General features: G+C 47.5%; 12 protein-coding genes. 4 read left to right on the plus strand and 8 right to left on the minus strand.

The features are described 5' to 3' along the window. Nucleotides 1-15: 15 nt before the first annotated feature. From HFV01_RS11320 to patR, 6 genes are all read right to left on the minus strand, one after another. Complete coding sequence (locus HFV01_RS11320; RefSeq protein ID WP_072053698.1) at nt 16-198, minus strand: hypothetical protein; 183 nt, start codon at nt 196-198, stop codon at nt 16-18. Between the two features lie 280 nt (nt 199-478). Continuing rightward, complete coding sequence (locus HFV01_RS11325) at nt 479-655, minus strand: hypothetical protein (RefSeq protein WP_193521098.1); 177 nt, start codon at nt 653-655, stop codon at nt 479-481. A gap of 168 nt (nt 656-823) precedes the next feature. Continuing rightward, the gene (locus HFV01_RS11330) at nt 824-1,006 is read right to left on the minus strand and encodes a hypothetical protein (RefSeq protein ID WP_108614862.1); all 183 of its coding nucleotides are present in this window, start codon (nt 1,004-1,006) and stop codon (nt 824-826) included. A gap of 18 nt (nt 1,007-1,024) precedes the next feature. After that, a complete protein-coding gene (locus tag HFV01_RS30485; RefSeq protein WP_318286241.1) occupies nt 1,025-1,156 on the minus strand; it encodes a hypothetical protein in 132 nt (43 codons plus the stop codon). A gap of 18 nt (nt 1,157-1,174) precedes the next feature. Continuing rightward, nucleotides 1,175-1,357: a hypothetical protein gene (locus HFV01_RS11335; RefSeq protein WP_108614862.1), complete on the minus strand. Its 183-nt coding sequence runs from the start codon at nt 1,355-1,357 to the stop codon at nt 1,175-1,177. Nucleotides 1,358-1,549: 192 nt separating this feature from the next. Next, entirely contained in the window at nt 1,550-2,485 is a 936-nt protein-coding gene (patR, locus tag HFV01_RS11340) for a heterocyst master regulator PatR (RefSeq protein WP_006625255.1), read from the minus strand. Nucleotides 2,486-2,834: 349 nt separating this feature from the next. Between patR and HFV01_RS11345 the strand changes: the two genes are divergently transcribed. The 4 genes from HFV01_RS11345 (at nt 2,835) to HFV01_RS11360 (ending at nt 8,304) form a co-directional block, all read left to right on the plus strand. After that, nucleotides 2,835-3,737 (plus strand): tetratricopeptide repeat protein, encoded by a 903-nt coding sequence (locus HFV01_RS11345; RefSeq protein ID WP_006625256.1) that lies wholly within the window; start codon nt 2,835-2,837, stop codon nt 3,735-3,737. Between the two features lie 3 nt (nt 3,738-3,740). Then, nucleotides 3,741-4,589 carry a prolipoprotein diacylglyceryl transferase gene (lgt, locus tag HFV01_RS11350; protein WP_006625257.1) on the plus strand — a complete coding sequence of 283 codons (849 nt, stop codon included), beginning with the start codon at nt 3,741-3,743 and terminating at the stop codon, nt 4,587-4,589. 215 nt (nt 4,590-4,804) lie between these two features. Next, on the plus strand, nt 4,805-5,602 hold the full coding sequence (cobM, locus tag HFV01_RS11355; RefSeq protein WP_187758577.1) for a precorrin-4 C(11)-methyltransferase: 798 nt from the start codon (nt 4,805-4,807) through the stop codon (nt 5,600-5,602). 1,406 nt (nt 5,603-7,008) lie between these two features. Further along, a complete protein-coding gene (locus HFV01_RS11360) occupies nt 7,009-8,304 on the plus strand; it encodes an SDR family NAD(P)-dependent oxidoreductase (protein ID WP_318286242.1) in 1,296 nt (431 codons plus the stop codon). Between the two features lie 158 nt (nt 8,305-8,462). Here the strand turns inward: HFV01_RS11360 and feoB are convergent, their stop codons facing one another. Both feoB and HFV01_RS11370 read right to left on the minus strand, forming a co-directional pair. Continuing rightward, nucleotides 8,463-10,850, minus strand: a complete 2,388-nt coding sequence (gene feoB / locus HFV01_RS11365) for a Fe(2+) transporter permease subunit FeoB (RefSeq protein WP_006670393.1) — start codon at nt 10,848-10,850, stop codon at nt 8,463-8,465. A 71-nt stretch (nt 10,851-10,921) separates the two neighbouring features. Beyond that, the gene (locus tag HFV01_RS11370) at nt 10,922-12,709 is read right to left on the minus strand and encodes a sensor domain-containing diguanylate cyclase (protein ID WP_006625264.1); all 1,788 of its coding nucleotides are present in this window, start codon (nt 12,707-12,709) and stop codon (nt 10,922-10,924) included. Between the last annotated feature and the right edge of the window lie 13 nt (nt 12,710-12,722).

A 12,722-nucleotide genomic window follows, 5' to 3' on the forward strand; every position in this document is an offset into this window, starting at 1 on the left:
TAAACATTGAATCAGTCACCACAAATTTCCGTGAAAATAGTCATCATTTTCGCCACGAGAGAATCGGCACTTGACAGGGTTTTGGGGTTCTGATAACATGAGGTTATATGTGAAAATACCTTTGTTGTATCTATAGGGACTCTGTAGCCGATTTCCGGTAGAAAGCGATCGCCTCAAACCTGCATTTTCTCGCTTCACCTACCCCACCCATAACCCTCACTCTGATTCGTGAATTTGCTGGCGATGCACGAGTTTTTTTTCGGCGTTTTGAGGGGGGGTTGACAAAATTACTCAAATGTGCATAACCGCCAGTTGCCATAGCCGTGACTTATTTATTTCGGGAGACAATTTTAAACATTGAATCAGTCACCACAAATTTCCGGGTAAATAGTCATCATTTGCGCCACGAGAGAATCGGCACTTGACAGGGTTTTGGGGTTCTGATAACTAATGGTTATACAGCTTGTTCACCAGTCGCTTAATACATTGCCCTCACCCTAAATCCCTCTCCCAGAGAGGGAGAGGGACTTTGAGAGGTGATCAGATGATTTCTGAACAGGCTGTATGTGAAAATACCTTTTTTGTATCTATAGGGACTCTGTAGCCGATTTCCGGTAGAAAGCGATCGCCTCAAACCTGCATTTTCTCGCTTCACCTACCCCACCCATAACCCTCACTCTGATTCGTGAATTTGCTGGCGATGCACGAGTTTTTTTTCGGCGTTTTGAGGGGGGGTTGACAAAATTACTCAAATGTGAATAACCGCCAGTTGCCATAGCCGTGACTTATCGATTTCGGGAGACAATTTTAAACATTGAATCAGTCACCACAAATTTCCGTGAAAATAGTCATCATTTTCGCCACGAGAGAATCGGCACTTGACACCGTTTTGGGGTTCTGATAACATGAGGTTATATGTGAAAATACCTTTGTTGTATCTATAGGGACTCTGTAGCCGATTTCCGGTAGAAAGCGATCGCCTCAAACCTGCATTTTCTCGCTTCACCTACCCCACCCATAACCCTCACTCTGATTCGTGAATTTGCTGGCGATGCACGAGTTTTTTGTCGGCGTTTTGAGGGGGGGTTGACAAAATTACCAAAATGTGCATAACCGCCAGTTGCCATAGCCGTGACTTATCGATTTCGGGAGACAATTTTAAACATTGAATCAGTCACCACAAATTTCCGTGAAAATAGTCATCATTTTCGCCACGAGAGAATCGGCACTTGACACCGTTTTGGGGTTCTGATAACATGAGGTTATATGTGAAAATACCTTTGTTGTATCTATAGGGACTCTGTAGCCGATTTCCGGTAGAAAGCGATCGCCTCAAACCTGCATTTTCTCGCTTCACCTACCCCACCCATAACCCTCACTCTGATTCGTGAATTTGCTGGCGATGCACGAGTTTTTTTTCGGCGTTTTGAGGGGGGGTTGACAAAATTACCAAAATGTGCATCAGGGACAATCAAGGAATTGTCCCTGAGTATGTTAGACAGACCGAGAGGACTGTTAACTGTGAGTGCTAAGGGGTTAGCGGGTCTAACTAATCTTGAGTTTTAGGAGGTTTTCGGGGAATAGGTTTTGGCGTGGGAGTGCGGCGGGGCTTAGTATCAGGACGAGGCGATCGCGGGAAACTGTCCCTGGGTTTACCGGGTTTAAAAGGTCTTTTACCCTTAATAGGTAAAGCCCCGATATCGTGGCTTTCCTCAACCACTAAATCATTACCCATCAGACGGGCATGAAGGTCTATAAAATGTCCGACAGGTCGGAGACCGACCATCCCCAGTAATTTTAATTTAAAGAACTTGGGTTTTTCGTTTTCATGGCGAGAGGATTGTCGGATTTTGACGATCGCATATTGAGGTTCATCCTGAGACTGATAAACAATCTCACCTCGAATGGAGAAATAACCATGTTCGATATCCGGTAAAGCCTGAGACTGCGGGGAAATATCGAGGGATATGTTATCTATCTCCGTAGAGTCATCATCAGATTGAGTCAAAGTTTGAGGCTCCCAAACTCCCATAATTTGCACGTGCAGATCATCTTGCTTCTGGCGAGTGCGAGGATAAACCACCCAAAGATGTTCAGCCTCCAGGTCAATATGTTTTTTAACTAAACTCATGACCCGTCCCAACAGAACCGCATCAATTTCCGCCCCCTCGACAGTGCGAAGAACGCCTTGGGTAAACTGTTCACCGGAAGCATGATAACACCCGCGCACCAAACCGATCGCCCTATATTGGCGAGGCTCACTAGGGGGAGGTATAGGGTGAACTAAGCGATCGCTATCATCTGATAGCTGTTTAACATCATTATCGGGGGTAGGTAACGGCGTATTTTCAGACAACTTAGGCGCTGTGGCATCATCTATCTGTTGAACTTGAGAACTTTCCACCTCTGGTTGCTCAACACCTGGTTGAGGTGGGATAGGGGGGGAAGCGGGGACTTGGGGAAATTTATTCGGAGAAGGACTCATAAAACCTCAAAGTGGAAGAAACATACCATACCGAAAACGGCATGATTTTCTAGGTGATACACTACCATCAGAATCTCCTCTGCGTTAATCAAGTCAGATATTAGGGTGGATAATACCCCGAGAAACCGACTCCACATCCACAGAACTAGACCTATCGGTGGCTAGGATAGATCAGAACTCATCAGGTATAACTATGGCGATCGCCTATTTAACAGCAATTACGCCGATATGCTTATTGTACTAAATCCCATTAGACAAAAGCGAAATCCGTAACCCATTCCGGTGATCCATTCTGCTACCATGTGATTAGCAGTGGTATTAGCTGGGAGAAAGCAGGAATTTAGAAGTTATGGTAGATAAACGTCGTGGCGTGGTTGGGGTAATTTTAGTGCTATCCCTAATCGCATTTGTGGGATTTTCCATGGCCCCCTTGCTGGGAGGACTGTTCAGAAACGATTCATCCGAGTCCGCCGGGAATCAGACCGCCGTTTCCAATATTAGCGGCGCTCAACTCCAAGACCTCCAAGACCAAGCCAGGGGCTATCAATTGGTTTTACAAAGGGAACCCGATAACGAGACAGCCTTGCGGGGATTTCTGCAAGCTAAATTTGAGTTAATCAGTCAAGATCAAGGACAGGTCGCAGATGTTGTTGAACCTTTACAGCGACTCGCGCAATTACACCCGGAAACTCCAGAATATGGGATTCTATTAGCTCAAGCTCAAGAGTATACAGGCAATCCGGAAGGTGCGGCTCAAAGCTATCGAAGGATTTTAGAACAGCGACCCGGAGAAGTTCAAGCCCTACAGGGACTCGTCAGCCTCCTGATTTCCCAAAACCGACCCGAAGCAGCTATTGGCTTATTAGAAGACACCCTCAAATCAGCACCACAGATTAATCAAGCCCAAGCCGGAAGTATTGACGAAATCTCCATCCAACTAATCTTAGGGCAGGTTTACGCCGAACAGCAACGTTACCAAGAAGCGATCGCCGTTTATGATGAAGCCATCAAAAATAGCGAGTCAGACTTCCGCCCCGTCCTAGCTAAAGCTATCATACTCAGACAACAGGGTAATCCTGAAGATGCCGAGTTACTATTTGCGGAAGCCATAGACTTAGCCCCCGCCGGCTTTAGAGATCAAATTAAACTACAGGCAGGAATGACACCCACTTCCCCAACTATGGAAACTTCCCCCGAAGCTACCACAGAAACCGAGGCTGTGGAAACTGATGGTACAGGACTACCCGAATAATCCATGCTCATTCAATATCTCCCTGTCGGGTTTCAATTTACCTCTCCCGGACCGACCATCTTAGAAGTCGGTCCCATATCAATTCGCTGGTATGGTTTACTAATTGCTTCGGCGGTGTTAATTGGTGTCACCCTCTGTCAATATCTCGCCAGTCGCCGCCATGTCAACCCAGAGTTAATGGGGGATTTGGTGATTTGGTTGATAATTGGTGCAATTCCCGCCGCCCGACTTTACTATGTTGCCTTTCAATGGCAGAATTATGCTAACGACCCCGCTAGTATTATTGCCATTTGGAAAGGTGGCATCGCTATTCATGGCGCAATTATCGGGGGTATCCTCGCGGCGCTCATTTTTGCCAAAATTAATCAGGTCTCCTTTTGGCTGTTAGCTGATTTGGTCGCACCTGCCTTGATTTTAGGTCAAGCTATCGGACGCTGGGGAAATTTCTTTAACTCCGAAGCCTTTGGCGGTCCGACAGACTTACCCTGGAAGTTATACATATCTCCCCCCTACCGACTTCTCGGTTATCAGGACTATCAGTATTTTCATCCCACTTTCCTCTATGAGTCAATCTGGAATTTCCTCGTCTTTGGCTTACTGCTAACCCTGTTTTTCCGAGACCTCCAACAAAAGCCTCCCCTCAAGTTAGGCAGCATTTTTTTAGTTTATGCGATCGCCTACAGTTCTGGACGAATTTGGATTGAAGCACTCCGAACTGATAGCCTTATGTTAGGACCCTTTAGAATAGCCCAATTGATTAGCTTCGGCGGTATCCTATTGGGAATGGCAGGTCTACTATGGCTATATGTTTTCCAACGCCATTTACCTGATGTCGTCAAATCTGATTTCTAGCCATCAACCCACCCCAACCAAAGTCCCCTAGGTTGCCATTGGTTGCCATTGGTTGCCATTGGTTGACAACAGCCTCCCAGAATGATAAAAGAAAAAAAGACCCCGGAGTTTGTTTTTCTCCAGGGCATCTACCAGGGTGCATCTACCATACCTAGTTACCATCTAACTCTGATATAATCCGGAATGAAATTACTGGGATGGCAAAAATTTTTGCTATGAATGGCACAACCCGAGAATCATTGCCACCAATGGTGTACATTGTAGGGGCAGGACCAGGCGACCCAGAATTGCTCACAGTTAAAGCCCAAAAACTTTTGACTCAAGCTGATGTGATTCTGTTTGCTGATTCCTTGATACCCCCGCAAATGTTAGTCGGTGTGCGTCAGGATGCAGAAATTATCCCCACGGCTAATCTGACCCTTGAGGATATCCTACCTGTTATGATAGATAGAGTCCAAAAAGGGCGATCGGTTGTCCGTCTACATTCGGGAGACCCTAGCCTATATGGGGCTATTTATGAACAGATACGCCAACTCTTAGAGATGGGTATTGATTTGGAAATAGTCCCCGGTATTAGTGCTTTTCAAGATGCCGCCGCTAAACTCAAGCTGGAGTTAACTATTCCTGAGTTAGTCCAGACTATCATTTTAACCCGCGTCAGTGGACGTGCTACGGGTGTTCCTCCCTCAGAAGAGTTGGCGAGTTTAGCAGCCCATCAAGCTAGTTTATGTCTCTATCTCAGTGCGCGTCATGTCGCTACCGCCCAAGATAAGTTAATCGCACATTATCCCCCCCAAACACAGGTCGCTATTTGTTATCGTCTGGGATGGCCTGATGAGAAAATTAGGGTAGTTCCCCTACATCAAATGGCTGAAGTTACTCAACAAGAAAATTTGACACGCACCACACTCTATCTCATAACTCCCGCATTGGGTGCTAACCCTACCGCCAGGTCTAGCCTTTATCACCCGCAACACTCCCACTTATTTCGCCAAAATGTTAAGTTTTGTTAAGTTTTGTCAAAAAAATCCCTTTTTTTGGGGGGAGGGGTTGCTTTTCGGTCGCGTCCGTGATAGTCTATATCATAATGGAGATATTGACTATAATTTCAAAAAAGCATGAATTTCAATTATAAACTTTATACTTATATATTACCATGAGTTGCCGAGACTTGTCAATTGGCGATCGCCTATAACCCCAAAAATTCCCCAACCAGAGGGTAGGGTGTGTCATTCGGACACCACCACATCAACACCCAGCCACTGACTGACTGACGCACCTTCAATGCTTCAGAGGGTAGGGTGTGTCAGGCGATCGCCTATAACCCCAAAAATTCCCCAACCAGAGGGTAGGGTGTGTCATTCGGACACCACCACATCAACACCCAGCCACTGACTGACTGACGCACCTTCAATGCTTCAGAGGGTAGGGTGTGTCAGGCGATCGCCTATAACCCCAAAAATTCCCCAACCAGAGGGTAGGGTGTGTCATTCGGACACCACCACATCAACACCCAGCCACTGACTGACTGACGCACCTTCAATGCTTCAGAGGGTAGGGTGTGTCAGGCGATCGCCTATAACCCCAAAAATTCCCCAACCAGAGGGTAGGGTGTGTCATTCGGACACCACCACATCAACACCCAGCCACTGACTGACGCACCTTCCATCAATCTCATTGTGTTAAGTTTTGTTAAGTTTTGTCAAAAAAATCCCTTTTTTTGGGGGGAGGGGTTGCTTTTCGGTCGCGTCCGTGATAGTCTATATCATAATGGAGATATTGACTATAATTTCAAAAAAGCATGAATTTCAATTATAAACTTTATACTTATATATTACCATGAGTTGCCGAGACTTGTCAATTGGCGATCGCCTATAACCCCAAAAATTCCCCAACCAGAGGGTAGGGTGTGTCATTCGGACACCACCACATCAACACCCAGCCACTGACTGACTGACGCACCTTCAATGCTTCAGAGGGTAGGGTGTGTCAGGCGATCGCCTATAACCCCAAAAATTCCCCAACCAGAGGGTAGGGTGTGTCATTCGGACACCACCACATCAACACCCAGCCACTGACTGACTGACGCACCTTCAATGCTTCAGAGGGTAGGGTGTGTCAGGCGATCGCCTATAACCCCAAAAATTCCCCAACCAGAGGGTAGGGTGTGTCATTCGGACACCACCACATCAACACCCAGCCACTGACTGACTGACGCACCTTCCATCAATCTCATTGTGTTAAGTTTTGTTAAGTTTTGTCAAAAAAATCCCTTTTTTTGGGGGGAGGGGTTGCTTTTCGGTCGCGCCCGTGATAGTCTATGTGATAATGGAAATATTGACTATAATTGTAAAAAAGCATAGGTTTCAATTGTAAACTTTATACTTATATATTACCATGAGTTGCCGAGAGTTGTCAATTGGCGATCGCCTCTGTGGATAGATTCAAGATGAAAGCAGAACATGGGATAATCACGGGTGGTTCTAGTGGGATAGGCTTAGAGATAGCGAAACTGCTGATTCAGACAGGGGCGAATATTACCCTAATTGCGCGTGATGGTGAAAAATTAGAAAAGGCGGCGAGGGAACTAGAGAAGTTGTGCCCTGAGCGAGAGGTGTTAACCTTGGCGGCGGACGTGAGCGATCGCCTGGAGATAGAAGCTGCTATGATGAACTCATGCGATCGGCTAGGTACACCGGATATATTGGTGACATCAGCGGGCATAGCTTATCCTGGTTATTTCCTAGAAATACCGATAACAGTCTTTGAACAAACAATGTCAGTGAACTATTTTGGGGCGCTATACTCAGTAAAGGCAATAGTTCCGCTGATGGTGAAACGGGGGAAAGGGACAGTAGTTCTGATCTCCTCCGGGGCGGGTTTAATCGGGCTGTATGGCTATGCCGCCTACTCTCCTAGTAAATTTGCCTTACGGGGGTTAGCCGAGGCTTTACGGGGCGAATTAAAGCCATTGGGGATAAAGATAGCGGTAGTATACCCACCCGACACAGATACGCCACAACTGAGGACAGAAAACTTGACTAAACCGCCAGAAACGCAACAGATAACCGCGACGGCTGGAATTTGGAAACCAGAAGATGTCGCCGAGGCTATTGTGCGAGGTCTGGAAAAGGGGGAGTTTGCAATCACTCCGGGAATGGAAATGACGCTACTGAACCGCCTTCACAGCTTGGTATCACCGGGACTTAACTGGTACTTTGACCGCCTAGTGGCTAAAATCTCCAAACACCATAGAAGCCATGGGGGCCGGATTATGAACAAATCTACTCGAGAAGTAGCGATCGCCATTTTGTACCAGTCTGACAAAATTCTCCTACAGCTAAGGGACGATATCCCCACCATAGTTTATCCTGGGGTTTGGGGGATGTTTGGCGGTCATATAGAACCAATGGAAACCCCCCTAGAAACCATGAAAAGGGAATTACTCGAAGAAATTGGCTATGTCCCGACCTCCCTATATGAGTTTGGCACTTATGCGACAGAAGAGGTAGTGCGCCATGTATTTCACGGACCCTTAGAAGTAGGTCTTGAGCAACTGATTTTAGGGGAGGGGTGGGATATGGAACTGGTAACCCGCGCGGATATTATAGCCGGACAAGCCTATTCTAAGCAAGCGGGAATGTTGAAAGCGATCGGCGAACCCCACCGCCTAATTTTAGTAGATTTTCTGGAAGCGAGAATCAACATGGGTTAAAAACGGGTTGTGCTATGTTGACACTCTGCGGGATGAAGCTGCGCTGATTCTTCAGTTCGCACTTGAAAGGGTCTGTCAAAAGGCATTTTGTCCACCGATCCTCTACTCTGTTGCTTTCGCTTGAGGCTACTTGTTTTTTGCTTTCTGGGGGCTGGCACTTAACTTCCAGATGCTCCCGAACTTTTTCGGTGTTTTTTTCCACTTGCCTTCATCACCGAAATAACACCCGCCATCACCATAGCCAAAAATCCGATCCACAACGTAGAAGCAAGGGGATGTCGCGCAAAAGTCGCGATTTGATAGAACATCACCGCCACCCAATAAGCCAAACCGGTAGTCCACCCGGCGGCGAATAGAGTCCAACCCAAATTGGTCTCTCGGTAAACGGCTGCGGTGGCAGAAACGCAAGGAAAGTAGAGTAAGACAAACAGCAAATAAGCAAAAGCCCCCGCTTTACCGTCAAACTGCCTCACCATCTCCCCAAAAGTGCCGATCGCCACTGGCTGTTCTGATGCCGGTTGGTCATAGACCTGTACAGAACTGATATTCAGTCCGAGGGGGTCTAACAACGCGCCCGGTACTTCCGCCAAATTTCCGGGGATAGTGGCGAAGGCGTTACGGATACCTCCCCAGAAGTCGAACCCGATTTCAAAAGGACTGTAGACGGAAGCGGGAATGGATTTTTCCTGAGCTATTTGACTGTAGATATTATCCAGAGTGCCGACCATCACTTCTTTGGCAAAAATACCCGTAAAGATACCGACGGTAGCCGGCCAGTTTTCCTGCCGAATGCCCATCGGCGCGAAGGCGGGGGCGATCGCTTTGGCAGTGGCGCTCAATACCGACTCTTCGCTATCCTGGTTGCCGAAAGAACCGTCGGTGCCGAGGGAATTTAACAAACCCAACACCATTACCATTAAAACGATCGCTTTTCCCGCCCTCAACAAAAACGCTTTCAGCCGGTCCCAGGTTCGCAACAACACAGAATTAAATTGGGGAATGTGATAGGGGGGCAGTTCCATAATTAAATATCCCGACTTTCCTCGCAGCAAGGTGTTTTTCAAGACCAAACCGCTAAATATTGCCGCCGCGATGCCGATCAAATACAAACCAAATACCATGTTCTGGCCGGCTACGGGAAAAAAGGCAGCAGCAAAGAGAGCGTAAACCGGCAGTCGCGCCCCACAAGACATAAACGGGTTCATGATGATTGTCATGATGCGATCGCGAGGATTTTCTAAAGTCCGGGTTGCCATAATGGCGGGCACGTTGCAGCCAAAACCCAATAACATCGGCACGAAAGATTTTCCCGGCAGCCCCACGAACCGCATTAACCTATCCATGACGAAGGCTGCCCGCGCCATATAACCGGAGTCTTCCAAAAACGACAGGAACAAAAACATAAATCCGATAACCGGGATAAAGGTGGTAACGGTTTGGATGCCGCCCCCAGCACCATCTGCCAGCAAAGCGATCGCCCATCCCGGCCAACCCAGATTTTCCAGCAATACCCCGAAACCGTCAACAAAAATCGTGCCGGCGGCGATATCGAAGAAATCGATGAACGCGCCGCCAATATTGATGGTAAATAGGAAGGCTAGATACATCACTGTCAGAAAAATCGGAATCCCTAGCCAGCGGTTCAAGACAACTAAATCGATTTGGTCAGAAATGTTCGCTCCTGCCTTACTATTGGTTTGTGCCACACCCAAAAGCAGTTGCCGGACAAAACTGTAGCGACTGTCGGCAATAATGATATCGATATCTTCCCCCAAAGTTTGGTGGATTTTTCGCCGCTCTGTGACCACTCGTTTTTCGAGGGCGGTTAGCCGCGGGTTAATAAAATGGGCTGGTGTGGTGGCGCGCAGAGCGGAACCCGCCCCATAAGGGGTGGCATCGTCTCTATATTCGAGGAGTTTAACTGCCGTCCAACGGGGAGCGACATGGGTATCGCCATAGTATTCGATCACCCCGGACATTAATCGAGCGATCGCCTCTTCGACCACTGCCGGGTAAATTACATAACATTTAGGCACTGGCGGACGTTCGAGAGCGATAGCGATCGCAGAGCGCAGCTCGGTCGTTCCCACACCCGCCGCCGCCACTGCCTGCAATACCGGACATCCCAAACGCTCCGACAGCAGCTCGGGATTTATCTGCAAGCCCCCGCTTTCTGCTAAATCCATCATATTCAGGAGGGCGATCACGGGCAATCCCATCTCTATCAGTTGGGTAGTTAGATACAAATTCCGTTCTAAGTTAGAAGCATCGATAACGTTAACGATTAAATCCCGCACGGCGAGCAGATAATCCCGCGCTATCTTTTCGTCGAGGCTAGTTTCCGAGTCTTCGGCATCAAGGGAATAAACCCCCGGCAGGTCGATAACCGCTATTTTTTGACCGTTGTAGCTGTAGTAACCTTCTTTGCGATCGACAGTCACCCCCGGCCAGTTCCCAGTCGTCTGGTGAGAACCTGTCAGGTTATTGAAGACTGTAGTTTTCCCGCAGTTGGGGTTGCCGATGAGAGCGATAGTTGGTTTTTTCATTTTCAGTTTTCCTTTTGACGATCATCTGATTTGGTTTTCAGTAGATGCGTTTTCCAGTGCTTATTACCTATCTAAGAGGTATTGGCGATCGCGTTAATGGAAGCGCAAATTACGCGATCGCGACCTTCGCGTTTTGCCCTATACAAAGCGGCATCGGCAGCTTCCACGACAGCCTCTCCCGTCAGGCCGTGTTCCGGGAAAGTCGCCACTCCGATAGAGAAACTCACAACCCCCAAAGACTGGCCGCGATGCTGAATGTTGAGATGCTTCACCCCCTCTCGAATTTGTTCGGCGCGAGAACGACAGACATCCAAAGGTGTGTCCGGCAGAATCAAAGTAATCTCCTCGCCTCCATAACGACAGGCAATATCTGACCCCCGAATCTGTTTTTGCAAAAACAAGCCAATCTCCCTAAGTACCGTATCGCCCGCATCGTGACCGAAAGTATCGTTAAATTGCTTAAAACGATCTAAATCCAGCATTAAAATACCCAAAGGCAGGCCGCCCAGTTGGGCGCGACGCAACTCCCTTTCTAAGCAAGTTTCCATATAGCGTCGATTAAACAAATTAGTCAGGGGATCCCGAATGCTTTGATGTTGCAAGCTCTCTCGCAGCTTCAAATTGGCTAGGGATAGCGCTACCTGTTTGGCAACAGTAGTTCCCAACTCTTGCTTGGACTGAGTTAATTTCGCTCCTTCTGGGGAACTCAAATGTAGCAAACCAATAGTTTCTCCCTGGGCCGCCATCGGGATGCAGCAATGCTGTGAGGGATGGGGGCGATTCACATTTTTACAAAGTGCCCCGCAGCGATCGCTTCCCAGCACTGATGGCTGACCCATCCGTAGCGCCATGCAGTCATGGGGGCAGAAAAGTTTCTGGATGGAACTTCCCTCCCCCCAACTCGACATCTCTTCGAGAAAGTTTTTCGATTCGCTAATGGCAAATATCCCCCCCGGGAAATCGGGGAATAACTGTTCCATATATAAAGAAATAATCGCGTAAGCTTGTTCCAGGGTGTAGCAAGCCAGTAGGCCATCGTTCATTTCGTTGAGCAAGCGAATCTCTTTGAGAGTTTGTTGCAGTTGCGAGTTGGTCTGTTGCAGTCGTTCGTTGCTTTCTTGGAGTTCCCCAGTGCGCTCTTCTACTTGCGCCTCCACTCGATTTGTATAGCGCTGTAAGGCCAGCAAATAGCTGGTCAAGATACTGGTTAAAACTAAACCGCCACCAAGCACCGACCAAGTTCGCCAATATTTGTGAGCGGCGAAGTAGTCTGATGTTGGCAGGAGTAATAATGAGAAGTAGGTATCGGTCCCAATTTTCACTTCCCGCGTACAAGGTTTTGCCAGCAGATGGGTTCGCCTCAGTTTTCCGAAAGCTTTGCCACCCGAAGAAGTCGAAATCGGACTGAACTCTGGACAAAGCCATCCTCTCCCCGCCAGCTTCGGTTGGTGTTGGGAAACATCGACATAAGTGTGAGTTTTAGGTTCATAAAATACCAAGGGACGAATTTCGCCATCTAAGGAAGTTGTGTAGAGGTAAATATTGAATTTATCCAAGGTTTGACCTGGCAAAGTTGCGTTCAAAATTTCTCTAGTTTTCAGCTCATCTATCGCGCTACTTATAACATTTTTATCATCGATAGTTTCTTCTAAAGCTCTCTTGAGATTATCCGAATCTTCGTGGATAAAATTTTGGAGTTTTTCGGTATCCCACTGCCATGCGACTATACTTGCTAACACCGACAGGCAGATGCCGCCCACAGCTACTATTTTAGCCGACTCATTTCGACATTTGGCAAATTGGACGCGATCGCCAAAATACAGGTTGGGTATTTTTGATTTACAATTACAGTATTTCATTACTTATTTTAAT

It is taken from the genome of Limnospira fusiformis SAG 85.79 (genome assembly GCF_012516315.1).
GTDB lineage: Bacteria > Cyanobacteriota > Cyanobacteriia > Cyanobacteriales > Microcoleaceae > Limnospira > Limnospira fusiformis.